This is a genomic window from Streptomyces griseoluteus (genome assembly GCF_004784465.1).
GTDB lineage: Bacteria > Actinomycetota > Actinomycetes > Streptomycetales > Streptomycetaceae > Streptomyces > Streptomyces griseoluteus.
On record NZ_SRRU01000007.1, the window covers coordinates 332,090 to 357,047 of the forward strand.

At 72.6% G+C, this 24,958-nt stretch carries 24 protein-coding genes and 1 riboswitch; of the genes, 18 read left to right on the forward strand and 6 right to left on the reverse strand.

Going from position 1 to position 24,958, the window contains the following annotated elements:
• Positions 1 to 30: 30 nt before the first annotated feature.
• From E5082_RS21025 to E5082_RS21085, 13 genes are all read left to right on the forward strand, one after another.
• Entirely contained in the window at positions 31 to 1,449 is a 1,419-nt protein-coding gene (locus tag E5082_RS21025) for an RsmB/NOP family class I SAM-dependent RNA methyltransferase (RefSeq protein ID WP_135792774.1), read from the forward strand.
• A gap of 178 nt (positions 1,450 to 1,627) precedes the next feature.
• Positions 1,628 to 2,314: a ribulose-phosphate 3-epimerase gene (gene rpe, locus E5082_RS21030; RefSeq protein WP_135792775.1), complete on the forward strand. Its 687-nt coding sequence runs from the start codon at positions 1,628 to 1,630 to the stop codon at positions 2,312 to 2,314.
• A gap of 90 nt (positions 2,315 to 2,404) precedes the next feature.
• On the forward strand, positions 2,405 to 3,448 hold the full coding sequence (locus E5082_RS21035; protein ID WP_030810559.1) for a sugar-binding transcriptional regulator: 1,044 nt from the start codon (positions 2,405 to 2,407) through the stop codon (positions 3,446 to 3,448).
• 90 nt (positions 3,449 to 3,538) lie between these two features.
• The gene (locus E5082_RS21040) at positions 3,539 to 3,991 is read left to right on the forward strand and encodes a guanyl-specific ribonuclease (protein WP_135792776.1); all 453 of its coding nucleotides are present in this window, start codon (positions 3,539 to 3,541) and stop codon (positions 3,989 to 3,991) included.
• Positions 3,988 to 4,323: a barstar family protein gene (locus E5082_RS21045; protein ID WP_135792777.1), complete on the forward strand. Its 336-nt coding sequence runs from the start codon at positions 3,988 to 3,990 to the stop codon at positions 4,321 to 4,323. The genes E5082_RS21040 and E5082_RS21045 overlap by 4 nt, the downstream gene beginning before the upstream one ends.
• Before the next feature lie 126 nt (positions 4,324 to 4,449).
• Positions 4,450 to 5,892, forward strand: coding sequence for a GuaB1 family IMP dehydrogenase-related protein (locus E5082_RS21050; RefSeq protein WP_167513636.1), 1,443 nt, complete (start codon positions 4,450 to 4,452; stop codon positions 5,890 to 5,892).
• Positions 5,893 to 6,223: 331 nt separating this feature from the next.
• Positions 6,224 to 7,708, forward strand: a complete 1,485-nt coding sequence (locus E5082_RS21055; RefSeq protein ID WP_135792778.1) for an amino acid permease — start codon at positions 6,224 to 6,226, stop codon at positions 7,706 to 7,708.
• A gap of 30 nt (positions 7,709 to 7,738) precedes the next feature.
• Entirely contained in the window at positions 7,739 to 8,191 is a 453-nt protein-coding gene (locus E5082_RS21060; RefSeq protein ID WP_135792779.1) for an Lrp/AsnC family transcriptional regulator, read from the forward strand.
• A gap of 106 nt (positions 8,192 to 8,297) precedes the next feature.
• On the forward strand, positions 8,298 to 10,502 hold the full coding sequence (locus E5082_RS21065) for a sensor histidine kinase (RefSeq protein ID WP_135792780.1): 2,205 nt from the start codon (positions 8,298 to 8,300) through the stop codon (positions 10,500 to 10,502).
• A complete protein-coding gene (locus tag E5082_RS21070; protein WP_135792781.1) occupies positions 10,492 to 10,929 on the forward strand; it encodes a roadblock/LC7 domain-containing protein in 438 nt (145 codons plus the stop codon). Before E5082_RS21065 ends, E5082_RS21070 begins: the two co-directional genes overlap by 11 nt.
• Before the next feature lie 6 nt (positions 10,930 to 10,935).
• A complete protein-coding gene (locus E5082_RS21075; RefSeq protein WP_229918942.1) occupies positions 10,936 to 11,316 on the forward strand; it encodes a DUF742 domain-containing protein in 381 nt (126 codons plus the stop codon).
• A 406-nt stretch (positions 11,317 to 11,722) separates the two neighbouring features.
• Positions 11,723 to 12,517 carry a carbon-nitrogen hydrolase family protein gene (locus tag E5082_RS21080; protein ID WP_135792782.1) on the forward strand — a complete coding sequence of 265 codons (795 nt, stop codon included), beginning with the start codon at positions 11,723 to 11,725 and terminating at the stop codon, positions 12,515 to 12,517.
• A 50-nt stretch (positions 12,518 to 12,567) separates the two neighbouring features.
• On the forward strand, positions 12,568 to 14,265 hold the full coding sequence (locus E5082_RS21085; RefSeq protein WP_135792783.1) for a flavin monoamine oxidase family protein: 1,698 nt from the start codon (positions 12,568 to 12,570) through the stop codon (positions 14,263 to 14,265).
• 35 nt (positions 14,266 to 14,300) lie between these two features.
• On the opposite strand, the gene E5082_RS21090 is transcribed toward E5082_RS21085, so the two are convergent.
• The 3 genes from E5082_RS21090 to E5082_RS21100 all read right to left on the reverse strand — a co-directional run bounded on the left by E5082_RS21090 (position 14,301) and on the right by E5082_RS21100 (position 17,530).
• Positions 14,301 to 15,233, reverse strand: a complete 933-nt coding sequence (locus E5082_RS21090; RefSeq protein WP_135792784.1) for an LLM class F420-dependent oxidoreductase — start codon at positions 15,231 to 15,233, stop codon at positions 14,301 to 14,303.
• A gap of 112 nt (positions 15,234 to 15,345) precedes the next feature.
• Positions 15,346 to 16,032 carry a DUF5995 family protein gene (locus E5082_RS21095; protein ID WP_135792785.1) on the reverse strand — a complete coding sequence of 229 codons (687 nt, stop codon included), beginning with the start codon at positions 16,030 to 16,032 and terminating at the stop codon, positions 15,346 to 15,348.
• A 91-nt stretch (positions 16,033 to 16,123) separates the two neighbouring features.
• Entirely contained in the window at positions 16,124 to 17,530 is a 1,407-nt protein-coding gene (locus E5082_RS21100) for a uracil-xanthine permease family protein (protein ID WP_135792786.1), read from the reverse strand.
• Positions 17,531 to 17,751: 221 nt separating this feature from the next.
• Here E5082_RS21100 and E5082_RS21105 point away from each other — a divergent pair, with 221 nt between their 5' ends.
• Positions 17,752 to 18,210: an acyl-CoA thioesterase gene (locus E5082_RS21105; protein ID WP_135792787.1), complete on the forward strand. Its 459-nt coding sequence runs from the start codon at positions 17,752 to 17,754 to the stop codon at positions 18,208 to 18,210.
• On the opposite strand, the gene E5082_RS21110 is transcribed toward E5082_RS21105, so the two are convergent.
• Complete coding sequence (locus tag E5082_RS21110; RefSeq protein ID WP_135792788.1) at positions 18,170 to 19,384, reverse strand: MFS transporter; 1,215 nt, start codon at positions 19,382 to 19,384, stop codon at positions 18,170 to 18,172. The genes E5082_RS21105 and E5082_RS21110 overlap by 41 nt on opposite strands.
• Before the next feature lie 122 nt (positions 19,385 to 19,506).
• On the opposite strand from E5082_RS21110, the gene E5082_RS21115 reads away from it, so the two are divergent.
• Positions 19,507 to 20,694: an ROK family transcriptional regulator gene (locus E5082_RS21115; RefSeq protein ID WP_135792789.1), complete on the forward strand. Its 1,188-nt coding sequence runs from the start codon at positions 19,507 to 19,509 to the stop codon at positions 20,692 to 20,694.
• A gap of 6 nt (positions 20,695 to 20,700) precedes the next feature.
• Here the strand turns inward: E5082_RS21115 and E5082_RS21120 are convergent, their stop codons facing one another.
• The gene (locus E5082_RS21120) at positions 20,701 to 20,913 is read right to left on the reverse strand and encodes a hypothetical protein (protein ID WP_135792790.1); all 213 of its coding nucleotides are present in this window, start codon (positions 20,911 to 20,913) and stop codon (positions 20,701 to 20,703) included.
• 126 nt (positions 20,914 to 21,039) lie between these two features.
• Positions 21,040 to 21,780 (reverse strand): SDR family oxidoreductase, encoded by a 741-nt coding sequence (locus E5082_RS21125; protein ID WP_135792791.1) that lies wholly within the window; start codon positions 21,778 to 21,780, stop codon positions 21,040 to 21,042.
• Between the two features lie 315 nt (positions 21,781 to 22,095).
• A riboswitch (FMN riboswitch) is annotated at positions 22,096 to 22,226 on the forward strand.
• A 154-nt stretch (positions 22,227 to 22,380) separates the two neighbouring features.
• Between E5082_RS21125 and E5082_RS21130 the strand changes: the two genes are divergently transcribed.
• Genes E5082_RS21130 through E5082_RS21140 form a run of 3 tightly spaced genes read left to right on the forward strand, consistent with a single transcriptional unit; the run spans position 22,381 to position 24,943 of the window.
• Positions 22,381 to 22,986 carry a riboflavin synthase gene (locus E5082_RS21130; protein ID WP_135792792.1) on the forward strand — a complete coding sequence of 202 codons (606 nt, stop codon included), beginning with the start codon at positions 22,381 to 22,383 and terminating at the stop codon, positions 22,984 to 22,986.
• The gene (locus E5082_RS21135) at positions 22,983 to 23,624 is read left to right on the forward strand and encodes a nicotinamide mononucleotide transporter family protein (RefSeq protein WP_135792793.1); all 642 of its coding nucleotides are present in this window, start codon (positions 22,983 to 22,985) and stop codon (positions 23,622 to 23,624) included. Before E5082_RS21130 ends, E5082_RS21135 begins: the two co-directional genes overlap by 4 nt.
• Positions 23,621 to 24,943, forward strand: coding sequence for a bifunctional 3,4-dihydroxy-2-butanone-4-phosphate synthase/GTP cyclohydrolase II (locus E5082_RS21140; protein ID WP_135792794.1), 1,323 nt, complete (start codon positions 23,621 to 23,623; stop codon positions 24,941 to 24,943). Before E5082_RS21135 ends, E5082_RS21140 begins: the two co-directional genes overlap by 4 nt.
• The last annotated feature ends 15 nt before the right edge of the window (positions 24,944 to 24,958 follow it).

Sequence of the window (24,958 nt, forward strand, 5' to 3'; positions counted from 1 at the left end):
CCCCCTGACCACATCCGGAGCACCTTTCCCGTGAGCGAGCAGTCCCGTCGGCCGCACCGGCCCGCCAAGCCCTACCGGCGCCCCCAGAAGGACCCCGTCCGCGTCCTCGCCTTCGACGCGCTGCGCGCGGTGGACGAACGGGACGCCTACGCCAACCTCGTGCTGCCCCCGCTGCTGCGCAAGGCGCGGGAGAACGGCGACTTCGGCGCGCGGGACGCCGCCCTCGCCACCGAGCTGGTCTACGGCACGCTGCGCCGCCAGGGGACGTACGACGCGATCATCGCCGAGTGCGTGGACCGCCCGCTGCGCGAGGTGGACCCGCCGGTGCTCGACGTACTCAGCCTCGGCGCGCACCAGTTGCTCGGCACGCGCATCCCCACCCACGCCGCCGTCTCGGCCTCGGTCGAGCTGGCGCGGGTGGTGCTCGGCGACGGCCGGGCCAAGTTCGTCAACGCCGTGCTGCGCAAGATCGCCCAGCACGACCTGGACGGCTGGCTGGAGCGGGTCGCGCCGCCCTACGACGAGGACCCCGAGGACCACCTCGCCGTCGTCCACTCCCACCCCCGCTGGATCGTCTCCGCGCTGTGGGACTCCCTCGGCGGCGGCCGCGCCGGCATCGAGGAACTCCTCGCGGCGGACAACGAGCGCCCCGAGGTCACCCTCGTCGCGCGGCCCGGCCGGTCCACCCCGGAGGAACTGCTGACCGAGGACGCGGCCGTGGCCGGTGACTGGTCCCCGTACGCGGTACGCCTCACCGAGGGCGGCGAGCCGGGCGCGGTGGAGGCCGTGCGCGAGGGCCGGGCCGGTGTGCAGGACGAGGGCAGCCAGCTGGTCGCCCTCGCCCTCGCCAACGCGCCCATCGACGGCCCCGACGAGAAGTGGCTCGACGGCTGCGCCGGCCCCGGCGGCAAGGCCGCGCTGCTGGCCGCCCTGGCCGCCCGGCGCGGTGCCACCCTGGTCGCCTCCGAGAAGCAGCCGCACCGTGCGGGCCTGGTGGCCAAGGCGCTGGCTGGCAACCCCGGCCCGTACCAGGTGATCACCGCCGACGGCACCCGTCCGCCGTGGCGCCCCGGCACCTTCGACCGCGTCCTGATGGACGTCCCCTGTACCGGCCTCGGCGCCCTGCGCCGCCGCCCCGAGGCCCGCTGGCGCCGCCGCCCCGAGGACCTCGAGAACTTCGCCCCGGTCCAGCGAGCCCTGCTGCGCACCGCCCTGGACTCCGTCCGCGTGGGCGGAGTGGTCGGCTACGCCACCTGCTCCCCCCACCTGGCAGAGACCCGGGCCGTGGTGGCCGACCTCCTGAAGCAGCACCCCGACACCGAACTGATCGACGCCCGCCCCCTCCTCCCCGGCGTCCCCGACCTGGGCGAGGGCCCCGACATCCAGCTCTGGCCCCACAAACACGGCACGGACGCGATGTACCTGGCGTTGATCCGCCGCACGGCGTGAGCAGGTTCCTGACGGCCTGCCCCTGATCCCGGGCGCCCTGGAAACCCCGCCCAGGCGAGTCAGCTCAGGGGCGCGGGGAACTGCGCGAACGACCCCCACCGGGCCGGCACCCGAAGAACGACCGCACCTCCGACGGCCCGACGCCGCACCCCCCGGAGGGGCATGGCAGGCTTGGTCCATGGCCGCGCAGATCAACCCCAGCATCCTGTCCGCAGACTTCGCCCGCCTCGCCGACGAGGCGAAGGCGGTCGAGGGCGCCGACTATCTCCACGTCGACGTCATGGACAACCACTTCGTCCCGAACCTCACGCTCGGCACCCCCGTCGTGGAGTCCCTGGCCCGTGCCACGGACATCCCGCTGGACTGCCACCTGATGATCGAGGACCCCGACCGCTGGGCCCCGCAGTACGTCGAGGCGGGCGCCTCCTCGGTGACCTTCCACGTCGAGGCGGCGCACGCCCCCGTCCGGCTCGCCCGCGAGATCCGCGCCAAGGGCGCCCGCGCCGCCATGGCCCTCAAGCCCGCGACGCCGATCGAGTCGTACGAGGACATGCTCCCCGAGCTGGACATGCTGCTGATCATGACGGTCGAGCCGGGCTTCGGCGGGCAGGCGTTCCTCGACATCACGCTGCCCAAGATCCGCCGTACCCGCGACCTGATCGCCAAGCACGGCCTGCAGATGTGGCTCCAGGTGGACGGCGGTGTCTCGGCCGAGACGATCGAGCGCTGCGCCGAGGCGGGGGCGGACGTCTTCGTCGCCGGATCGGCCGTGTACGGGGCCCAGGACCCGGCCGAGGCGGTCCGTGCGCTGCGCGCGCAGGCGGACCGCGCGATCGCCGATTCGACCTGGGCGTGCGGCCACTGAGTCACGCGTAGGTGAACGGTTGAGAGAAGGCCGCCCATCAGGGCGGATTCACGGCGCCGGATCTGCGAGGATGAACGGCGAATCCAGAGTGTGAACAGCAGTGAGGAGAGCGCCGTGTCGGGTATGTCGGCGGGCCGGTCAGCCATGCGGATGGGACCCGCTGAGCTGGTGCAGGCGGCGGCCATGGCCCGCCGCTTCTACCTGGAGGGCAAGTCCAAGATCCAGATCGCCGAGGAGTTCGGCGTCAGCCGCTTCAAGGTGGCCCGGGTCCTGGAGACCGCCCTCGAACGGGATCTCGTCCGTATCGAGATCCGCGTCCCGGCCGAGCTGGACGCGGAGCGCTCGGACGCGCTCCGGGCCCGGTACGGCCTCAGGCACGCCGTCGTGGTCGAGTCCCCGGCCGACGCCGAGGAGACCCCCGACCCGGAGAACCTGGGCGAGGTCGCCGCCGACCTGCTCGGTGAACTCGTCGACGAGGGCGATGTCCTCGGCCTCGCCTGGGGCCGCTCCACCATCCACATGGCGGCCGCGCTCGACCGGCTTCCGCCGTGCACGGTGGTGCAGCTGACGGGCGTGTACGACGCCGGGACCGCCGAGCGCGGCTCGGTGGAGGCCGTCCGCCGCGCCGCCCAGGTGTCCGGCGGGGACGCCCACCCCATCTACGCGCCGATGCTGCTGCCGGACGAGGCCACGGCCGCCGCCCTGCGCAACCAGACCGGGATCGCCCGCGCCTTTGAGTACTTCGACAAGGTCACGGTCGCCTGCGTCTCCATCGGTTCCTGGGAGCCGGGCATCTCCACGGTGCACGACATGCTCAGCGACGAGGAGCGCGCGCACTACGCCTCGCTCGGCGTCGCCGCCGAGATGTCCGCGCACCTCTTCGACGCCGACGGGCGCCGGATCGGACGGGACCTGGGCGAGCGGTGCATCACGGTCAAGACCGACCAGTTGCGCCGTATCCCCGAGGTCGTGGCCATCGCGGGCGGCCAGCGCAAGGCCCCGGCGATCGACGCGGTGCTGCGCTCCGGGCTGGTCACCAGCCTGGTGACGGACACCTCGGCCGCGGACTACCTGCTCACCGCGGGCGCCGCGCCGAAGCCCGCGCTCAGCCGCGCCGACCCCGACGGGGTCTGAGTCCCGACGGGGTCTCGAGTCCCGGCGGGGTCCGAGGACGAATCCGGCGGAAGGCTGCCACGGCGGGCGGGCCGTGGCAGCATCTTCGGCATGCTGTCGCGGTTCGTCCCCCGGATCCCGAAGAGATACAGCGGCCGGGCGCGCCTGCTCGCCGGTGTGCTGGCCGTCCTCGGTGCCCTGCTGGCCGGCTGCGCCGGTACGGACGCGGCCACCGAACCCCCGGCCGCCTCCCGGAACGCCGCCTCGGTCCCGGCCTGGGCCGCGGGCATGGCCGCCGTCCCCGAGTCCCGGCTGCCTGTCGAGGCCCGGCGCACCCTCGCCCTCGTCGACAAGGGCGGCCCCTACCCGTACGCGCGGGACGGGACCGTCTTCGGGAACTTCGAGGGCCGTCTCCCCAGGCACCAGCGCGGTTACTACCACGAGTACACCGTGCCCACCCCCGGCTCCAGCGGCCGGGGCGCCCGGCGCATGGTCACCGGGGACGGCGGGGAGTTCTACTACACCGATGATCATTACAACTCGTTCCGGGCGGTGCTGAGATGAGCGAAGACCTTGTCGACCGGGTCGCGGTCACCCTCGACCTCAAGGGGGTCCGCGACAAGGCCGGGCTGATGGACCGGGTCGTGGCCGCGCTGGACCTGCCCGACTGGTTCGGCCGCAACTGGGACGCCCTGCTGGACTCGCTCTCCGACACCAGCGTGTGGCCCCCGGCCGCCATCGAGCGCGGGCTGCTGATCGTCGTACGGAACTGGGAGCCGTTCGCCGAGCTGAACGGGCAGGAGTGGCGCATCGCGCGGGACGTGTTCTCCGAGGCGGTGGACCGCACCTCGTTCCTCGACGTGGTGCTCGCCCTTGGAGGAACCTCCGAGCTGTGACCGCGGGTCCCTGGAGGTTCCGTGAGGGCATGGTCAAGGCCCTGGCATGGGAGAATGAAGTACGTGCTCTTTCCCCCTGGCGCACCCGTCGGGGGGTCACCTCTGATCGACTGGGATGTGCGGCACGTGCGTTTCCTCAATGACATCCAGCCCGCCTACGACCTGACGTACGACGACGTCTTCATGGTGCCGAGCCGATCGGCGGTCGGTTCCCGGCAGGCGGTGGACCTCGGCTCTCCCGATGGCACCGGTACCACCATCCCGCTGGTCGTCGCCAACATGACCGCCATCGCGGGACGCCGGATGGCGGAGACGATGGCCCGGCGCGGCGGCCTGGTGGTCATCCCGCAGGACATCCCGATCGACGTCGTCACCGAGGTCGTCTCCTGGGTCAAGAGCCGCCACCTCGTCCTGGACACCCCGATCGTGCTGTCCCCGCACCAGACGGTGGCCGACGCGCTGGCCCTGCTGCCCAAGCGGTCGCACAACGCCGGTGTCGTCGTGGACGCCGACTACCGTCCCGTCGGTGTCGTCACCGACCAGGACCTCAGCGGGGTCGACCGCTTCACCCAGCTCGAAGTGGTCATGTCCCGCGACCTGCTGCTGCTCGACGCCGGCATCGACCCGCGCGAGGCGTTCAACATCCTGGACGCGGCCAACCGCCGCTATGCCCCGGCCGTCGACGCCGAGGGCCGCCTGGCCGGCATCCTCACCCGCAAGGGCGCCCTGCGCGCCACCCTGTACACCCCGGCCGTGGACGCCGACGGCAAGCTCCGCATCGCGGCGGCCGTGGGCATCAACGGCGACGTGGCGGGCAAGGCCAAGCAGCTTCTCGACGCCGGCGTGGACACCCTCGTCATCGACACCGCGCACGGCCACCAGGAGTCGATGATCAGCGCGGTCCGCACCGTGCGCGCCCTCGACCCGCAGGTGCCGATCGTCGCGGGCAACATCGTCTCCGCCGAGGGCGTCCGCGACCTGATCGAGGCGGGCGCCGACATCATCAAGGTCGGCGTCGGACCGGGGGCCATGTGCACCACCCGGATGATGACCGGCGTGGGCCGCCCGCAGTTCTCCGCCGTGCTGGAGTGCGCCGCCGAGGCGAAGAAGCACGGCAAGCACGTATGGGCCGACGGCGGTGTCCGCCACCCGCGCGACGTCGCCATGGCGCTCGCGGCCGGTGCCTCCAACGTCATGGTCGGCTCCTGGTTCGCCGGCACCTACGAGTCGCCCGGCGACCTCCAGCAGGACGCCAACGGCCGCCTGTACAAGGAGTCGTTCGGCATGGCGTCCGCCCGCGCGGTGCGCAACCGCACCTCCGAGGAGTCGTCGTACGACCGCGCCCGCAAGGGCCTCTTCGAGGAGGGCATCTCCACCTCCCGCATGTTCCTCGACCCGGCCCGGCCGGGCGTGGAGGACCTGGTCGACTCGATCATCGCGGGCGTCCGCTCCTCCTGCACCTACGCCGGTGCCGGTTCGCTGGAGGAGTTCGCGGAGAAGGCCATCGTCGGCATCCAGAGCGCGGCCGGGTACGCCGAGGGCATGCCCCTGCACGCCAGCTGGAGCTGATCACCCGCTCGTTCCCCGTACGGCCCCCGCCCCCCTCTCCGGGAGCGGGGGCCGTACGCGTGCGGGGCCGTCCCCCAGGCTCCCCGGCCGCCCGGACGTCACCTCGCGCAACCATCGAAAAGCCCCGCGCAACGAACTCGCGCCGGGATGCGATGAACGCAACGATCTTGCGGAGATGCGCAAGGTTGCTCCATTACGCCCGTGAAACCCGACCTCATAGGGTCGGGCGCTGTACACAGGCGTGGCGGGGACCCCGCTCGGCGGGTCCCGGCTGTCAGGGGTTCCGCCGGTCCCCGTCCTCTTCGACCGGCAGCGATGAAGGAGCCAGCGCGTGCTCGACCAAGGCGCACCCCTGCAGTCCCCACCCACCACTGCCCCGTCCTCCCCGGGCCTCGGCGCGCGCCTCATGCGCCGCAAGCCGGTGGAACGCCTGGTGCAGGAGGGCGGACACGGTGAGGGAGGCTCGCTGCGGCGCTCCCTCGGCCTGTGGCAGCTCACCATGATCAGCATCGGTGCCACGCTCGGCACCGGCATCTTCGTCGTCCTCGGCGAGGCCGTCCCCAAGGCCGGACCCGCGGTCACCCTGTCGTTCGTCATCGCCGGTCTGACGGCGCTGTTCTCGGCCCTCTCCTACGCGGAGCTGGCCGGCACCATCCCGGTCGCCGGCTCCTCGTACTCGTACGCGTACGCGACGATGGGCGAGCTGATCGCCTGGATCTGCGGCTGGTGCCTGGTCCTGGAGTACGGCGTCTCCGTCGCGGCCGTCGCCGTCGGCTGGGGCGAGTACCTGAACGAGCTGCTCGACGGCACCATCGGCGTCACCATCCCGGACGCGCTCTCCGCGCCGCCCGGTGACGGCGGCGTCTTCAACCTGCCCGCGCTGATCGTCGTCCTGCTCGCGATGGCGTTCCTGCTCGGCGGAGCCCGCGAGTCGGCACGCGCCAACACCATCATGGTAGCCGTGAAGATCGCCGCGCTGGTGCTGTTCTGCGCGATCGGGGTACAGGGCCTGCGCTCCGGCAACTACGAGCACTTCATGCCGCTCGGCATGGCGGGCGTCAGCGCGGCCGGCGCCACCCTGTTCTTCTCCTACATCGGCTTCGACGCCGCCTCCACCGCCGGCGAGGAAGCCAGGGACCCGCAGCGCGACCTGCCGCGCGCGATCATGCTCTCGCTCGTCATCGTGACCGCGCTGTACGTCCTCGTCGCGGCCGTCGCCGTCGGCGCGAAGCCCTGGCGGCAGTTCGGCGACTCGGAGGCCGCGCTCGCCGAGATCATGAGGGACGTCACCGGGCAGACCTTCTGGGGCACGCTCCTGGCGGCCTGCGCCGTCATCGCGATCGCCAGCGTCGTGCTGACCGTCCTCTACGGCCAGACCCGCATCCTGTTCGCGATGGCCCGCGACGGCCTGGTGCCCAAGGTGTTCGCCCGGGTCCACCCGAAGACCGGCACGCCCCGCGCCAACACGGTCATCGTCTCGCTGTTCTGCGGTGTCCTCGCCGCCGCGATCCCGCTCGGCCAGCTCGCCGATGCCACCAGCATCGGCACGCTGTTCGCCTTCGCGCTGGTCAACGTCGCCGTCGTGGTGCTGCGCCGGACGCGCCCGGCCATGCGCCGCACGTTCCGGGTTCCGTTCGCTCCGGTGATGCCCGCGATCGGCTTCCTGCTGTGCCTGTGGATGATGGCCTCCCTCTCCGCCGTCACCTGGGTGGTCTTCGGCGTCTGGATGGCCGTCGGGCTCGTGTTCTACTTCAGTTACGGCTACCGCCGGTCCCGGATGGCGAACGCGGAACCCACCGTCGCCGAGCAACCGTAGAACTCCTCCCAGAAAAGTGAACCACCCGCAGTGCTGAACGATCTCGACGAACGCATCGTGCACGCCCTCGCCGAGGACGCCCGCCGCTCCTACGCGGACATCGGGCAACTGGTCGGCCTGTCCGCGCCCGCCGTGAAGCGGCGCGTGGACCGGCTGCGGGCCGTCGGAGCCATCACCGGGTTCACCGTCCGGGTGGAGCCGGCGGCCCTCGGCTGGGAGACCGAGGGGTACATCGAGATCTACTGCCGCAGCAACACCTCGCCGGAGACCATCCTGCGCGGTCTGGAGCGCTACCAGGAGGTGGTGGCCGCGTCCACGGTCACCGGGGACGCGGACGCCATCGCGCAGGTCTTCGCCTCCGACATGCGGCACTTCGAGCGGGTGCTGGAGCGGATCGCCGGGGAGCCCTTCGTGGAGCGGACCAAGTCGGTGCTGGTGCTCTCGCCGCTGCTGCGCCGCTTCTCCTCGGGCGCGCCGGGCTGACCGGCTGTCGGTACGGTCGGGCTACCCAAGGTAACCATTGCGCTCCCCGGAGCGATCCCGTAGGTTGTCCGGCACTTTCTACCCACTGGTAACCGGCAGGTGATCCATGCGTCGGCCCCTCTGCCGTCCCCGGACCGTGCGCGCCCGGATCGTTGCCCTGGCCCTGGCCCCGGCTCTCGCCCTGACGGTGCTGTGGAGTTTCGCCATGGTCTCCGTCACCGGCGAATTACGGGCCCTGATCCGGCTCCAGGGGGTCTACGAGGACTACGGCACCCCCGTGGACACCGCGGTCGGACAGATCCAGATCGAGCGCCGCCTGTCCGCGGCCTATCTGGGCGCACCGCGCACGACCGCGCCGGCCGCCGCCCTCCTCGCCCAGCAGCGCCGTACCGACCGCGCGGTCACCGCGATGCGGCGGGCCATGGCGAGCGGTGACCGGGACCGGCTCACCGCCCGGCAGCGGCGGGCCCTGGACGCCGTGGTCACGGCCACCGGGAAACTGGAGGCGCTGCGCCGCGACGTACTGGCGCGGCGGATCGTCTGGGACCGGGCCGTCACCGAGTACAGCGCCCTCGTCGAGCCCGGCTTCGCTGTCCAGTCCGCGCTCACCGCGCTCCAGGCCGGACAGCTCGCCCGCGAGGCGCAGATCCTCGTCGAGCTGGTGCGCGTAAGGGAGTTCGTCTCCAGGGAGGACGCCCTGGTCGCCGGGGCGCGAGCCGCGGACACCCTCACCCCCGCCCAGTACGCCCTGCTGACCGCCACCATCGAGGACCGCCGTGTCTTCGAGCGGACCTACGCGCCCGACCTGCCCGCCGACTCCCGCGCCCTGTACGAGAAGTTCCGCGACGGCGGTCCGCACCGGGCGCTGGAACACGCGGAGGACGCGCTGCTCGCCGCCGGGGCCGGCGGCGCGGACGAGGCCGTCGGCGCCGACACCTGGCGGTCGGTCGCGGACCGGGCCGTGCACAGCTACATGCGGATGTGCTCCCGCGCCGCCGAGCTCTCCGCCGCACGCGGACGGGCCTTCGCCTACCGGGAGTTGACCAAGGCGGCCGTCGTCGGCGCGATCGGGCTGGCGGCCGCGGGCCTCTCCCTGTGGCTGGCGGTACGCGGTGCCCGGCGCGTCTCCCGGCGGTTGGAGAACCTGCGCGACGCGGCAGACCTGCTCAGCACCCGTCAACTCCCGGACGTGATGCGCCGGCTGAGCGCGGGGGAGCGGGTCGACGTGGTCGCCGAGGCCCCGCCACTCACCGCCGGCGAAGCGGGCGACGACGAGATCGCCCAGGTCGGCCGCTCCTTCAACACCGCCCGGCTCGCCGCCGTGGAGGCCGCCGTCCACCAGGCCACCCTGCGCCAGGGCCTGTCCGCAGTCCTGCTCAACATCGCGCGCCGCAACCAGGCGCTCGTACACCGGCAGTTGAAGCTCGTCGACACGCTGGAGCGGCGCACCGACGACCCGGACGTGCTGAGCGAGCTGTTCCGGATCGACCACCTCACCACCCGGATGCGCCGCCATGCCGAGAGCCTGATCATCCTCTCCGGCGCCGCACCCGGCCGCCGCTGGCGCGGACCGGTACCGATGGCGGACGTGGTCGCCTCGGCGGTGAGCGAGATCGAGGCGTACGCCCGCGTCGTGGTGCCGCCGATGCCGGGCGACGGGATCGCGGCCGACGCCGTCGCCGACGTCGTGCACCTGCTGGCCGAACTCCTGGAGAACGCCACCCTGTTCTCGCCCCCGCACACCGAGGTCACCCTGCGCACCGGGCACGAGGACGGCCGGCTCGTCCTGCGCGTCGACGACCGGGGCCTGGGCCTCGACGCCGGACAGCGCGAAGAGGCCGCACGCACCCTGCGCGACCCCGACGCCTTCGACCCCACCCGGCACGACCGGCTCGGCCTGTACGTGGTCGGCCGCCTCGCCGCCCGGCACGGCATCGAGGTCAGCCTCGGGGAATCCCCCTACGGGGGCACGACCGCCACGGTGCTGATCCCGGCCGGGATGCTGGCGGCCGTCGAACCCGCACCGGCCCGCCCGGCCCCGGCACCCCCGAGTCCCCGCAGACCGGTGCGCACGCCGGTCCCGGTGACTCCGGGCACCGCCGCGTTGCCCACCCGCACCCGGCAGGCATCCCTCGCCCCCGAACTCCGCCCCGACCCGCCGCCCGCCGACGACACCCCGCTCGGCGCGGCCGACCCCGAGGAGATGCGAGCCCTGTTCGCCGCCTTCCAGCGGGGCCTGAGCGACGGCCGCAAGGGCATTCCCGCCGATGTCAACGCCGACGAAGGGACGGACACCGACGATGTACGGTGACGATCTGAACCCGGAGAACCCGGCCGTGCCCGAGGGCGCGCCCGGTACCGACCTGGGCTGGCTGCTCGACGACCTCGTCTCGCGCACCGAACACGTCCGCCAGGCCGTGCTCCTGACCGCCGACGGACTGCCGCTCAGCAGCTCCGACGGCATGCGCCGCCGGGACATCGAGCACCTGTCCGCCGTCTGCTCGGGCCTGCAGGGGCTCGCCGACTCGGCGGGGGAGCGGTTCGCGGCCGGCGAGGTCCGGCAGAGCATGGTCATGCTGGAGGACGCCTACCTCTTCATCACCCCCGCCGGACACGGCAGCCGGCTCGCCGTGCTGTGCGAGGCCCGCACCGACGTGGGGCAGCTGGCCCACGAGATGGCTCTCCTCGTCCGCCGCCTCGGCCGTCATCTGGACGCCGCGGCCCGCTCGGCGCCGTGACCGGCGGTGGGCGAGGAGTACTGGTACGAGGAGGACACCGGGGCGATGGTCCGCCCCTACACCGTCACCCGGGGCCGCACCCGGCCCTCGGCGCGGCACGCCATCGACCTGATGTCACGGGTCACGGCACTGGAACCCGGCCCGGACGGTCCCGGTGTCGACCACGCTCGCGCGGCGCTGCTCGGCCATGTGCGGCGCGGCCCGCGCCCGGTCGTCGAGCTGGCGGCCGACGCCGACCTGCCGCTCACCGTGGTCCGCGTCCTCCTCGGTGACCTGGCCGAACAGGGTCTGATCCGCATCGACGCGCCCCGCCGCCTCCAGGTCCACGACGGTGCCGCCGACCCCGAGCTGCTGCGGGAGATCGTGCGGCGGCTGCGCGAGCTGTAGGGGGTGTCGTCTGGATCAGCTCGACGACGCGGGGCCTGGCACGCCCATCTGCCGCGTTGTCGTCCCTCGCCGACTCCCCCACGCTCGGCTGCGCTCGCGCGGGGGCACCCCCATCGCGTCGACTCCCTCCTCCGCCTTGCAGCTGCACGCACCAGACCCCGCTCGGGTCGGTCAGGAGGCGCCGTATCCATCCGCCGACCTGATCCAGACGACACCCCCTGGCCGCTCTCTACGCGCGTGCGCCCGTGGCCCGCGCAATGATTCGCCGTTCCGGGGCTTGTCGACGCAACGAACCGCGCACCGGCGCGCAACGGGTGCTTCTTGTCCGGGTGAGCGCGCCGCCCGTACCGTCTTACTGGCTTCCCGATGCCCCCCGAATCCCCCTTTTTCCCGGTGAGGAACACCCATGCGCACCGCCCTGCTCCAGAGCTCCGGCCGCCCCGGTTCCGTCGCCGAGAACCTCAAGGTCCTCGACGAGGCCGCGGGCCGCGCCGCCGAGGCGGGCGCCGGGCTGCTGGCCGCACCGGAGATGTTCCTGACCGGGTACGCGATCGGCGGCGAGATCCCGCACCTCGCGGAGCCCGCCGACGGCGACTCGGCCGACGCCGTCGCCGACATCGCCACCCGGCACGGCCTGGCCATCGCCTACGGCTACCCCGAGCGCGACGGCGACACGGTGTACAACTCCGCGCAGATCATCTCGGCCGAGGGCGCCCGGCTCGCGGGCTACCGCAAGACCCACCTCTTCGGCTGCTTCGAGCGCGACCACTTCACGCCGGGCGAGCGGCAGGTCGTCCAGACCGAGCTGAACGGTCTCACCGTGGGCCTGCTGATCTGCTACGACGTCGAGTTCCCGGAGAACGTCCGCGCCCACGCGCTGGCCGGCACCGACCTGCTGATCGTGCCGACCGCGCAGATGCACCCGTACCAGTTCGTGCCGGAGTCGATGATCCCGGTGCGCGCCTTCGAGAACCAGATGTACGTGGCCTACGTCAACCGGGTCGGCCAGGAAGGGGAGTTCGAGTTCGTCGGGCTCACCACGCTGGCCGGGCCCGACGGGGTGGCCCGCGTCCGCGCCGGGCGCGCCTCGGCCGAGCTGGTGTTCGCCGACGCCGACCCCGTCTTCCTGGCCGCCTCCCGCGAGGCCAACCCGTACCTGAAGGACCGCCGCCCCGGTCTGTACGGCTCGCTCACCGCCTGAACCTCCCCCACAGTTCGTCGCAGTACTTCCGCGCAAGGAGTCCGTACCCCATGACGTCCACGGTGCCCAACGCCGTCGAGCACGCCGACGAGCAGCAGCCGCCGATCACCATGTTCGGCCCGGACTTCCCCTACGCCTACGACGACTTCCTCGCCCATCCGGCGGGGCTCGGCCAGATACCGGCGACGGAGCACGGCACGGAGGTCGCCGTCATCGGCGGCGGCCTGTCCGGGATCGTCGCCGCGTACGAGCTGATGAAGATGGGCCTCAAGCCCGTCGTCTACGAGGCCGACCAGCTCGGCGGCCGGCTGCGGACCGTCGGGTTCGAGGGCTGCGACGAGTCGCTGACCGCCGAGATGGGCGCGATGCGCTTCCCGCCGTCCTCCACGGCCCTCCAGCACTACATCGACCTCGTCGGCCTGCGAACCCGGCCCTTCCCGAACCCGCTGGCGGAGGGCACGCCGTCCACCGTCGTGGACCTCAAGGGCGAGTCGCACTACGCGGAGACCGTCGAGGACCTGCCGCAGGTCTACCGGGACGTCGCCGCCGCGTGGGGCAAGTGCCTGGAGGAGGGCGCCGACTTCTCCGACATGAACCGCGCCATGCGCGAGCGTGACGTGCCGCGCATCCGCGAGATCTGGGCGAAGCTGGTCGAGAAGCTCGACAACCAGACCTTCTACGGCTTCCTCTGCGACTCCGAGGCGTTCAAGTCCTTCCGGCACCGCGAGATCTTCGGCCAGGTCGGCTTCGGCACCGGTGGCTGGGACACCGACTTCCCCAACTCCATCCTGGAGATCCTGCGCGTCGTCTACACCGAGGCCGACGACCACCACCGGGGCATCGTCGGCGGCTCCCAGCAGCTCCCGCTGCGCCTGTGGGAGCGCGAGCCGGAGAAGATCGTCCACTGGCCCTACGGCACCTCGCTGGCCTCCCTGCACCTGAACGGCGAGCCCCGCCCGGCCGTGACCCGGCTGAACCGCACCTCCGGCAACCGGATCACGGTCACGGACGCCAATGGAGACATCCGGACCTACCAGGCGGCCATCTTCACCGCCCAGTCATGGATGCTGCTCTCCAAGATCGCCTGTGACGACTCGCTCTTCCCGATCGACCACTGGACCGCGATCGAGCGCACCCACTACATGGAGTCCTCCAAGCTCTTCGTGCCGGTCGACCGACCGTTCTGGCTGGACAAGGACGAGGAGACCGGCCGGGACGTCATGTCGATGACGCTCACCGACCGTATGACGCGCGGCACCTATCTGCTGGACGACGGCCCGGACAAGCCCGCCGTCATCTGCCTCTCCTACACCTGGTGCGACGACAGCCTGAAGTGGCTGCCGCTGTCCGCGAACGAGCGGATGGAGGTCATGCTGAAGTCGCTCGGCGAGATCTACCCGAAGGTCGACATCCGGAAGCACATCATCGGCAACCCGGTGACCGTCTCCTGGGAGAACGAGCCCTACTTCATGGGCGCGTTCAAGGCCAACCTGCCCGGCCACTACCGCTACCAGCGCCGCCTGTTCACGCACTTCATGCAGGACCGGCTGCCCGAGGACAAGCGGGGCGTCTTCCTCGCCGGTGACGACATCTCCTGGACGGCCGGCTGGGCCGAGGGCGCGGTCCAGACCGCGCTGAACGCGGTCTGGGGCGTCATGCGGCACTTCGGCGGCGAGACCGACCCGACCAACCCCGGCCCCGGCGACGTGTACGACGAGATCGCGCCCGTCGAGCTGCCCGAGGACTGAGCCGGACGGCTCGGGCGGGCGCGGGTGGCCGGGGTTCAGACCCCGGCCGCCCGCGCCTTCTCGTACAGCTCGGCGGCGGTGTCCTTCAGCTCGGCCGCGTCCCGTGCCTCGCTCTGGACGTCCAGGAGTATCTCCGCGTCCGGGACGATGCCGGTGTGCGCCGCGATGTCCGCCGCGATCTGATCGGTGTCGCCCTCGAACAAGGGGCGGTCCGCGGCGGTGTTCGGCTTCGCGGCCACGCGCGCGTTGACCCTGATGACCGTGCGGACGGGCTCGGTGCGCCCGGTTTCCTCGGCCAGCTCCCGCAGGTCGCGCCACTGGGCGGCGAGCTGCTCGGGACCGTAGGCGCCCGGCAGCCAGCCGTCGGCCCGCTCCACCAGCCGCCGCATCGCCCGCCGGTTGCTCGCGGCCAGCAGGACCGGGATCGGCCGCACCGGCTTCGGGCCGACGATCGCGGAGGCGATGTCGGTGGTCTTGCCGTGATGGACGACCGGATCGGGGCCCCATACGGCCCGGCACACGGCGATCACCTCGTCCAGCGCCGTGCCGCGCTCCTCGAAGGGGAGCACGCCCGAGGCCGCGTACTCGTCCAGGGACCAGCCGGTGCCGAAGCCCGCGACGACCCGCCCGCCGCTCACCGTGTCCAGCGTGGCCAGCGACTTGGCGAGCTGGAACGGCAGGTGCAGCGGGGCCACCAGCACGCTGGAGCCCAGCTCGGCGCGCGAGGTCGCGGTGGCGGCCAGGGTGAGGGTGACCAGCGGGTCGGCCACGCCCCGGTACCCCTCGGGCCAGGGCAGACCCGGTATGCCGTACAGGCCCTGGGTGGCGGGCTCCGGGACCAGGGCCCGCTCGAAGACCCACAGGCTGTCGTAACCGATCTCCTCGGCGGCGCGTGCCACGTCGGGCACGTCCCTGCCTAGGTCGTACTGGCGCATCTGGGGAAGGCCGAGGCCGAGCCTGGTCGTCATACCGGTGCTCCTTCGCGTCGGGACGCCTCTTCAACGCGCGGCCCTCGCCCGGCTGTTCCGTAAGTCACCCGATGGGGTGACTTCAGGCCACCTCGGTACCCCTCGGTCCACCTCAGTCGCCGAGTGGGGTGAGCAGCATCCGCCCCGCGAAGCCGACCGCCGCGTCCAGCCGGGCCGTGAACTCCTCGGCCAGGTCACCGCAGCGGCGCAGCGCCCACAGCACCCGCGCCGCCGACCAGGTGGCGTCGCGGGCCCGCTCCAGGCTCCACGCGCCCAGCAGATGCGTGATCGGGTCGGCGATCTGGAGCAGGTCGGGACCCGGCATCAGGTCCTCGCGGATGCGCTCCTCCAACTCGGCCAGCAGCTCGCCCACCCGGTCGAACTCGTCCTCCAGGTCGGCCGGCGCACACCCCAGCGCCCGGCAGGTGTCGACCACGGCGAGCGCCAGGTCGTGCCCGATGTGCGCGTTGATACCGGCCAGCGCGAACTGCAGCGGCCGTACGCCGGGATGGCGGCGGAGCTGGAACAGCGGGCGCCAGCAGGCGGGCGGTCGACGGTCGTCCTCGACCGCGTCCACGGCCGTGAGGTACCGCTCCGCGAACCGGACGTCCAGCGCGGCCGCCGCGCGCGCGTCCGGGAACTCCCCGGCGTCCAGCCGGCGGTCCACCTCCTCGGTGACGGTGAGGTAGACCCGGTTGAACACGGCGACCCCGTCCCGCTCGGGCAGCGCCGCGTCGAACGCGCGCATCCGGGTCAGGACGGCGTCGACGGGGGTGGTGGAGTATCGCGGCAGCGCCATGGGGGAAGGGTGGCAGCCGCGCACCGGCCGGGGGGCCGACCGGCCCGGTGCTTCGCCGGAACGAGCGAACGCCGGGCCGGTACGGCCGCCACTACGGCTTGCCGGACCCGTCGGCCGGGCCCTCGGCCGGCTTGTCGTACGCCGAGGTGCCCTCGTCCAGCAGCGGCTGCTGGGTCTTCAGATGGGCCGGCGCGAAGGCGCGCAGGGCGTGGTAGCCGGTGATGACGACCAGGGTGCCCAGCGCGATGCCGCTCAGCGAGAAGGTGTCGGTGAACTTCATGGTGACGTTGCCGACGCCGATGATGATGCCCGCGGCCGCCGGGACCAGGTTCAGCGGATTGCGCAGGTCCACCTTGCCGTGCAGCCAGATCTGGGCGCCGAGCAGGCCGATCATGCCGTACAGGATGACGGTGATGCCGCCGAGGACACCGCCGGGGATCGCGGCCACCACCGCGCCGAACTTGGGGCAGACGCCGAACAGCAGGGCGAAGCAGGCGGCGGCCCAGTAGGCGGCTGTGGAGTATACGCGGGTCGCGGCCATCACGCCGATGTTCTCGGAGTAGGTGGTGTTCGGCGGGCCGCCCACCGCGGTGGACAGCACCGAGGCGACGCCGTCCGCCGAGATCGCGGTGCCGAGCTTGTCGTCCAGCGACTCGCCCGTCATCTCGCCGACCGCCTTGACGTGGCCCGCGTTCTCCGCGACCAGCGCGATCACCACGGGCAGCGCGACCAGGATCGCCGACCACTGGAACGTCGGCCCGTGGAAGGAGGGCAGCCCGATCCAGTCCGCCTTGGAGACGCCGGAGAGGTCTAGGCGCCAGTGGTCGGTGACCTTGCCGCTCGCGTCCGCCGAGTGGATCTTGCCGAGGGTCAGGTCGAAGATCCATGAGATCAGATAGCCGAAGACCAGGCCCAGGAAGATGGCGATGCGTGACCAGAAACCCCGCAGGCAGACCACGGCGAGCCCGGTGAACAGCATCACCAGCAGCGCCGTCCACTGGTCCTGCGGCCAGTACGTCGTCGCGGTCACCGGCGCCAGGTTGAAACCGATCAGCATGACCACGGCGCCCGTGACGATCGGCGGCATCGCGGCGTGGATGATCCGCGCCCCGAACCGCTGCACCGCGAGACCCACCAGGAACAGCACCACACCGACCACGAGGATCGCGCCGGTCACGGTCGCGCTGGTGCCGCCGTCCGCGCGGATCACCGCGGCGACGCCCACGAACGACAGCGAGCAGCCCAGGTAGCTGGGGACCCGGCCGCGCGTGGCGAGCAGGAAGATCACCGTCGCCACACCCGACATCATGATCGCCAGGTTGGGGTCCAGGCCCATGAGCACGGGGGCGACGAAGGAGGCGCCGAACATCGCCACGACGTGCTGGGCGCCCAGGCCCACCGTGCGCGGCCAGGTCAGCCGTTCGTCGGGGCGTACCACCGCTCCGGGTGCGGGTGACTTTCCATCACCGTGCATTCGCCAACGCACGCCGAGGTCCATGGTGGGGTTTCGCTTTCTCTGTACTGAAGACGGTCCGCACCATTGTCAGGGGTGCCGAGGCGCGCTTCGTCCCCGCGGTACCTCTCGCGGGCCGGGCACGGGCGTCGGGGGACCCGGTCCTGACCAGGGGAGTTCCCTCCAGGGGGCCCTGAGCGGTCGCTTAGTATGGCGGGGTCCGGGGGCGCGCGGCGCCCCGCCCGCCGTGCCCAGGAGCCCCGCCCGTGACCGCCGAAGCCCCGACCGCCCCCACCGTCCCGTACGGTCAACTCGTCCCCGTCGCCGTGCACTTCGACGACCTGGACGCGCTCGGGCTGCTGCACAACGCCCGCTACCCGCTGCTGGTGGAGCGCGCCTGGACCGAGCTGTGGAACGCCCGCGGGGTCCGCTTCGACGGCGACTGGGCGGCGGCCGGCGACGCCTGCAACGCGGTCCGCGAACTCGTCATCGGTTATGAGGCGCCCGTCACCCGCCCCGGCACCTATGCCGTCCACCTCTGGCTGGAGCGGCTGGGCACCACCGCCCTCACCTACGGCTTCCGGCTCTGCTCGGCCGACGGCGCCACCACCTACGCGCGCGGCACCCGGGTTCTCGTCCGGCTGGACGCGGACACGCTGCGGCCCGCGCCCTGGAGCGAGGGGTTCAGGCAGGCGGGCCGGGAACTGCTGCGGCCTGCCGGCTGACCTCGCCGCCGCCCCCGCGCTCGGCGGTGCGCAGGACCCCCGCGAACCCGGCCAGGGCGCAGGCCAGCACGGTCACCACGACGAACGACACGGTCAGGCTGGTCGCCTGCGCCACCCCGCCGATCAGACTCGGCGCGATCAGCCCCGAGGTGTAGGTGATCGTGGCCACGCCCGCGATGGCCTGGCTCGGGTTGGGCCCCGAGTGCCCGGCCGCCGCGAAGCACAGCGGGACGACCACCGCGATGCCGAGCCCCATCAGCGCGAAGCCGGTCATGGCCAGCGGGGGCCGGTCCGCGAGGACCACCAGCAGGCCGCCCACCCCGGCGAGCAGGCCGCCCGCCCGGACCGTGCGCACCGCGCCGAAGCGGTTCACCACCGCGTCCCCGGCGATCCGGGCGATGGCCATGGTCAGCATGAACCCGGTCGTGGTCGCCGCCGCGAGACCCGGCGAGCCGTCCAGTCGGTCCCGCAGGAACACCGCGGACCAGTCCAGGCTCGCACCCTCCGCGAACACCGCGCAGAAGCCGACCGCACCGATCAGCAGGGCCGACCGGGGCGGCAGCGCGAACCTCGGCGGCGGCTCCTCGTCCTCGGCGGGCTGTACGTCCAGCACCCAGGCGCAGGCCAGCTGGCCCAGCAGAGTGAGCACGGCGGCGGCCAGCAGATGGTGCAGCCGGGCGTCCGAGCCGAGATGCGCGGCCAGCGTGCCCGCCGCCGAGCCGATCAGCGCGCCCGTGCTCCACATGCCGTGCAGCCCCGACATGATCGACTTGCCGAGCAGCCGCTCGATCTCCACGCCCAGCGCGTTCATCACCACGTCCGCCATGCCGGAGGCGGCGCCGTAGGCGAACATCCCCAGGCACAGCGTGAGCAGGTTCGGCGCCAGCGAGGGCAGCACCAGGGAGAGCGTCCACAGCGCGAGCAGCCCCCGCAGGGCCGTACGGCTGCCGAAGCGGTGGCTGACCCGGCCCGCCAGCGGCATCGCACAGGAGGCGCCGAGCGCGGTGAACGCCAGCGCGAAGCCGAGCTGGCCCGCGCTCAGCCCGGCGTGGTCCTGGATCCAGGGCACGCGGGTGGCGAAGGAACCCGTCACCGCGCCGTGCACGGCGAACACGGCCGCCACGGCGTACCGGGCGCGCCTGACCTCCCCGGCCGGCCGGCTCACGTCATCCATCTTCACGTCCCTCCCCAGGGAGTCGCCCGCTGTACCGTCCTCGGCACTCGCGCAAACTATCAGGGACCCTGCCTGATAGATAGAGTGCTTTCCGGCAGTCCGCTTCTGGGAGGATTCCCGTCATGCCCGCATCACCGAGCACCGCACGGGCCATCAACGACCGGCTCGCCCTGCGGCTGTTGCAGCAGGAGGGCCCGCTGACGGCGGGACAGCTCAAGCAGCTCACCGGACTGTCCCGGCCCACCGTGAGCGACCTCGTCGAACGCCTCACCGTCTCCGGTCTGATCCGGGTGGTGGGGGAGTCGGGGGAGCAGCGCCGGGGTCCCAACGCCCGGCTGTACGGCATCGCCGCCGACCGCGCCCATCTGGCCGCCCTCGACGTCCGCACCGGGGGAGTCCTGGTGCTCGTCTCCGACCTGGTCGGGCGGGTGCTCGCGGAGGTGGCCGTGCCCATCGACGCCGGGAGCGGCACCGGATCCGCCGTCGAGCAGGCGGTCGCGGCCGTGGAGGAGGCGGCGCGGAAGGCCGGCCCGGACGCCTGGGCGGGGCTGCACACCGTCGGCATCGGTGCGCCCGGCCTGGTCGACCCCGCCACGGGTGACCTGCGCGACTCCAGCGGGCTGCCCGCGTGGCACCGCAGTCTGGTCGCCGCGCTCCAGCGGCGGTTGCCGAAGGCGCGGGTCACCCTCGAGAACGAGACCAACCTCGCGGCCCTCGCCGAGCAGCGCGAGGGCGCCGCCCGTGACCGGGACACCTTCGTGCTGCTGTGGCTCGGGCACGGGGTCGGCGCCGCCGTCGTCCTCGACGGCCGGCTCCGCCGGGGTGCCTCCGGCGGTACCGGCGAGATCGGCTTCCTGCCCGTGCCCGGCACCGGCTCGCTGCCCTCCGCCACCGACTGCGACGGCGGCTTCCACGCCCTGGCGGGCGCCGCCGCGATCGGCGCCCTGGCCCGCGAACACGGCCTCCCGGCCGAAGTCCCGCTGGACGGTCCGGGCGCGGCCCGGCTGGTCGCCCGGGCGGTGACTGCCGGGAACGAACCCGCCAGCCGCTTCCTCGACGCCCTGGCCGACCGCCTCGCCATCGGCACCGCCGCCGTCACCGCGGTCCTCGACCCCGGCTGCGTGGTGCTCGGGGGCGAGGTCGGCCAGGCCGGCGGCGAGCCCCTCGCGGCACGCGTCGCCGCCCGCCTGAAGCGCCTGTCCCCCCTGCCCACCGAGGTCCGGGCCGGCATCCTGGGCGGCACCGCGGTCCTGCGCGGCGCCCTGCTGACGGCCCGTGACCGGGCGCAGGACGAGCTGTTCGCGCCGTAGAAGGGCTCAGTCGCGGTCCCGCAGGGCGCTCACGCCGTTGATGTCGTTGAAGTGGTGGTAGACGTGGGCCTGGCGCCGGGCGTCGCGCAGCCCCCGAGTCGCCGCGGCCTCGATCCGCCGGGCCTCGGGGCTGCTGGGCGAGCGGCGCCGGTCGCGGCGGACCAGTACGGTGACCGACCAGGCCAGGACCAGCACCACGCCCACCAACGCGACCACCACGCGGACCACCCCCTCCGTCGGCGGGCCCGGATCGCCCGCATACGACAACGTAGCCAGCGGGCCGCAGCCACCGAAGAGCCGGTCACGGCACCCCTGGCCGCGCCACATTTCCGGCGTCCGGCAACCTCAGCCGAACCGGCGCGCCAAGTACTCCTCGAACGTCCCCTTGCCCACCGCCCGTTCCGGTGCCAGGTGGCCGCCCGCGCGGAAGGCGCCGTACGTCCGGCCGAACAGGGGGACCTCCAGCAGGCGGCGGTTCCTGCCCGTGGCGTCGAGGTAGGCACGGGCCAGGGAGGGGACGGAGCGGATTTCGGGGCCGCCCATGTCGGGGACGCGGCCCGACGGGGTCGTCAGGGCCAACTCCGCCAGGCGGGCGGCTGCTTCGGAGACCTCCACCGGCTGGTCGGACAGGGCGGCCGGGAGGAGGGCCAGCGGGGGCGCGGTGAGCGTGCCGAGGAAGGTGGCCATCAGGTCGTGGAACTGGGTCGCGCGCAGTACGGTCCAGCCGAGCCCGGACTCCTCGATCCGGCGCTCCACCGCCAGCTTGGCGCGGTAGTAGGGCAGCGGCACCCGGTCCACGCCGACGATGGAGATGTACACCAGGTGCGCCACCCCGGCCCGCCGCGCGGCCGGGATCAGATGGCCCGCTGCCTTCTCGTCGCCGCCGTTCGGCGAGCTGGCGCAGTGCACCACGGTCTCCACGCCCGCCAGGGCCGCGTCCAGCGCGGGCCCGCCCTTGCGCAGATCGACCGCGTACGGCTCGCTGTGCCGGCTGAGCACCCGTACGTCGTGGCCGTCCGCCCGCAGCTTCTCCGTCACCAGCCGGCCGAGTGTGCCGGTGCCGCCCGTCACCAGGATCGTGGTCATGCCGCTCGCCTTCCCGAAGGTCCCGGGCGGCCCCTTCGGCACGCCCCACGACCAGGACGGCCACGCCCCGGCGGATGTGACATCGGCTGGGGTGACCCGGCGGCGGGCAAGGGCCTTCGTCACCGCCGCCGGGTCCGGTCGCACCATAAAAGGACTAGACCACTCCGGTCAATAGGTCCGGACCAAGCTCAACTCCCTTGTGATGTGAGGGTGTTGTGCTGGGCATTCACCCGCACGGGCTGCCTGTGAGGCAGCCCACACCGGTCCCCTGTATGGCCGACCGGCGGGCGTGGCAGACTTGCGGTGTACCAGAAGCAGCGCACTCCGGGGTCGGTGAAAGTCCGAACCGGCGGTTACAGTCCGCGACCCGGCCGCTTCCAGCGGCCGGTTGACCAGGTGAAATTCCTGGACCGACGGTTAAAGTCCGGATGGGAGGCAGTGCGCGGCGGGCGGGCATCACCATGCACGCCGCCGTATCAGGTCTCGTCCCTCGGGACGGGTCCCTCTCGGCGTCGTGACCCGGTGCATCCCCCTCGTCCATGCCGTCGTCATCGACCGGCCCCCGGAGTCCGTGCCCGAAGAGGCAGGAGGACCGGGGACGTGTTCACCGGAATCGTGGAAGAGCTGGGCGAGGTCACCGCCGTCGAGAACCTCGGCGACGCCTCCCGTTTCCGGCTCCGTGGCCCCGTCGTCACCGAAGGCGCGCGGCACGGCGACTCCATCGCCGTCAACGGCGTCTGTCTCACCGTGGTCGACCACGAGGGTGACGAGTTCACCGCCGACGTGATGGCGGAGACCCTCAAGCGCTCCAGCCTCGGCGCCCTCGCCGTCGGCTCCCGCGTCAACCTCGAACGCCCCACGGCTGTCGGCGCCCGCCTCGGCGGCCACATCGTGCAGGGCCACGTCGACGGCTCCGGTGAGGTGCTCGCCCGTACCCCGTCCGAGCACTGGGAGATCGTGAAGATCTCGCTCCCCGCCAACCTCTCCCGCTATGTCGTGGAGAAGGGCTCCATCACGGTCGACGGCATCAGCCTCACCGTGGTCGAAGCGGGCCCCGACTACTTCACCGTCAGCCTCATCCCCACCACGCTCGCCCTGACCACGCTCGGGCACAAGCAGCCCGGCGACCCGGTCAACCTCGAGGTCGACGTCATCGCCAAGTACGTCGAGCGGCTGCTCGCGGCCGGACAGGAGGCAGGCGCGTGAACTCGCTCAACACCGAGGCGTTCACCCTCTTCGGCCAGCACATCCTCTGGTCGGACATGATCGGCAACCTCTTCGGGCTGGCCGCCCTCGCGCTCGGCTGGCGCCGCTCCCTGTGGACCTGGCCGGTCCAGCTCGTCTCCGGCCTCATCCTCTTCGCCGCCTTCTACGGCCACCTCGCCGGCAGCGCGGGCAAGCAGGTCGTCGTCATGGCCGTCGCCGTCTACGGCTTCTGGCAGTGGAGCCGCAGCCGCGGCAAGGCCGCCGACGGCCACATCGCCCCCCGCTTCGCCACCTGGCGCGAACGCGCCGCCATGATCGCGGCGGCCGCCGCCGGCACCGTCGCCGTCGCGCTGCTCTTCACCGCGTACCCGTCCCTGTCCTGGGACCCCTGGCCGGACGCGTACATCTTCGTCGGCACCATCGTCGCCATGTACGCCCAGGCCAAGGGCATGGTCGAGTTCTGGATCGCCTGGCTGCTCGTCGACGTCGTCGGCGTCCCGCTCAACTTCGCCAACGGCTACGCCTTCTCCGGCTTCGTCTACGTGATCTACGGCGCGCTCGTCCTGTGGGGCATGCGCGACTGGTGGCTGCGCTCCCGCAGGAACGCGCGGCCCGTCCTGGAAGGAACGCCCGCATGACCTCGGCACCCCCGCTGCACCCCGGTGACAGCATCGAAGAGCTCCGCCTCGACCCCGTCGAGCAGGCCATCGCCGACATCGCCGCGGGCCGGCCCGTGGTGGTCGTGGACGACGAGGACCGCGAGAACGAGGGCGACCTCGTCATCGCCGCCGAGAAGGTCACCCCCGAGATCGTCGCCTTCATGATGAGCGAGTGCCGGGGCCTGATCTGCGCCCCCATGGAGGGCGCCGAACTCGACCGGCTGCGGCTGCCGCAGATGGTCGAGGACAACACCGAGTCGATGAAGACCGCCTTCACCGTCTCCGTGGACGCCTCGCCCGCGCACGGCGTGACCACCGGCATCTCCGCCACCGACCGCGCCACCACCCTGAAGCTGCTGGCGAGCGGCACCGCCCAGCCCACCGACCTGGTCCGCCCCGGCCACATCTTCCCGCTGCGCGCCCGCGAGGGCGGCGTCCTGGTCCGCGACGGCCACACCGAGGCCGCCGTGGACCTCGCCCGCCTCGCCGGACTGCGCCCCGCCGGAGCCATCGTGGAGATCGCCGGGGAGGACGGCCGCATGCTGCGGCTGCCCGAGCTGATCCCGTTCGCCCGCAAGCACGGGCTGACGATCATCTCCATCGCGGACCTCGTCACCCACCTCCGCGCCCCCGAGGCCGAGCAGGCCGTGACAGCGCCTCTTGTGGTCGCGCCCACCGTCCGCCGCGAGGCCGAGACGAGCCTGCCCACCCGGCACGGCACCTTCACCGCCTACGGCTACCGGGCCCCCGACGGCGTCGAGCACGTCGCGCTCGTCCACGGCGACATCGGTGACGGCACCGGCGTGCTCGCCCGCGTCCACTCCGAGTGCCTCACCGGCGACGTCTTCGCCTCCCTGCGCTGCGACTGCGGCCCCCAGCTCGACGCCGCCCTCGCCCGCATCCACGCCGAGGGGAGGGGCGTCGTCGTCTACCTGCGCGGCCACGAGGGACGCGGCATCGGCCTGCTGTCCAAGCTGCGCGCCTACGAACTCCAGGAGCGCGGCCGGGACACCCTCGACGCAAACCTCGAACTCGGCCTGCCCGCCGACGCCCGCGACTACGCGGCCGGCGCCCAGATCCTGGCCGACCTCGGCGTGCGCGACGTCCGGCTGATGACCAACAACCCCGACAAGACCGAAGCGCTCACCCGGCACGGCATCCAGGTCACCGGCCGCGAGCCGATGCCGGTCCACGCCGACGAGCACAACGTCCGGTACCTGCGCACCAAGCGCGACCGGATGGGCCATGACCTGCCCTGGCTGGACACCCCCGCCGTGTCCACCTGCGGCAACCAGTAAGCGAACAGAGCGAAC

Bases quoted from the DNA above. Each gene is read 5' to 3' on its own strand.
- E5082_RS21070 (WP_135792781.1), top strand. From the start codon at position 10,492: ATGTACGGTGACGATCTGAACCCGGAGAACCCGGCCGTGCCCGAGGGC.
- E5082_RS21140 (WP_135792794.1), top strand. From the start codon at position 23,621: ATGACCTCGGCACCCCCGCTGCACCCCGGTGACAGCATCGAAGAGCTC.
- E5082_RS21040 (WP_135792776.1), top strand. From the start codon at position 3,539: ATGCTGTCGCGGTTCGTCCCCCGGATCCCGAAGAGATACAGCGGCCGG.
- E5082_RS21115 (WP_135792789.1), top strand. From the start codon at position 19,507: ATGCCCGCATCACCGAGCACCGCACGGGCCATCAACGACCGGCTCGCC.
- E5082_RS21125 (WP_135792791.1), bottom strand. From the start codon at position 21,780: ATGACCACGATCCTGGTGACGGGCGGCACCGGCACACTCGGCCGGCTG.
- E5082_RS21080 (WP_135792782.1), top strand. From the start codon at position 11,723: ATGCGCACCGCCCTGCTCCAGAGCTCCGGCCGCCCCGGTTCCGTCGCC.
- E5082_RS21085 (WP_135792783.1), top strand. From the start codon at position 12,568: ATGACGTCCACGGTGCCCAACGCCGTCGAGCACGCCGACGAGCAGCAG.
- E5082_RS21065 (WP_135792780.1), top strand. From the start codon at position 8,298: ATGCGTCGGCCCCTCTGCCGTCCCCGGACCGTGCGCGCCCGGATCGTT.
- E5082_RS21100 (WP_135792786.1), bottom strand. From the start codon at position 17,530: ATGGACCTCGGCGTGCGTTGGCGAATGCACGGTGATGGAAAGTCACCC.
- E5082_RS21095 (WP_135792785.1), bottom strand. From the start codon at position 16,032: ATGGCGCTGCCGCGATACTCCACCACCCCCGTCGACGCCGTCCTGACC.
- E5082_RS21045 (WP_135792777.1), top strand. From the start codon at position 3,988: ATGAGCGAAGACCTTGTCGACCGGGTCGCGGTCACCCTCGACCTCAAG.
- rpe (WP_135792775.1), top strand. From the start codon at position 1,628: ATGGCCGCGCAGATCAACCCCAGCATCCTGTCCGCAGACTTCGCCCGC.
- E5082_RS21110 (WP_135792788.1), bottom strand. From the start codon at position 19,384: ATGGATGACGTGAGCCGGCCGGCCGGGGAGGTCAGGCGCGCCCGGTAC.
- E5082_RS21090 (WP_135792784.1), bottom strand. From the start codon at position 15,233: ATGACGACCAGGCTCGGCCTCGGCCTTCCCCAGATGCGCCAGTACGAC.